At 52.6% G+C, this 310-nt stretch carries 1 protein-coding gene; it reads right to left on the minus strand.

Annotation, left to right across the window (positions count from 1 at the left end; genetic code table 11):
• Positions 1-65: 65 nt before the first annotated feature.
• Positions 66-310, minus strand: a 245-nt coding sequence (locus R0J92_RS22245) for a hypothetical protein (protein ID WP_411053249.1), incomplete at its 5' end; no start/stop codon positions are given.

Raw genomic sequence — 310 nt, forward strand, 5'->3', positions numbered from 1 at the left:
GAGCCAGACCGAAACTCCAACTGCGCAAATGCCCACGACCGGCCAGATGTAATCCTTTGCTTTCATCAACCGGTCACCACGCCTTCATGCTTCATATCATCCCCTTTTTTGCCCATAATATCGGTCGTTCCGTCCGATATTATCCCCATTATGCCTGTCTGAGGGGCGCCTTCCGAACCGGTGTCGGCGTTTTTCCTCTTGATCTCGGTGCCGATTGCCTTCGCCATGGCGGCTGCAATTTCTTCTTCTCCCAGAATGACAGAATTGGCGCCAAGATCATGCAGATATTGTGCTTCTGCCTTCGAGCAGG

The organism is Tritonibacter sp. SIMBA_163, assembly GCF_046535935.1.
Lineage (GTDB): Bacteria > Pseudomonadota > Alphaproteobacteria > Rhodobacterales > Rhodobacteraceae > Epibacterium > Epibacterium scottomollicae.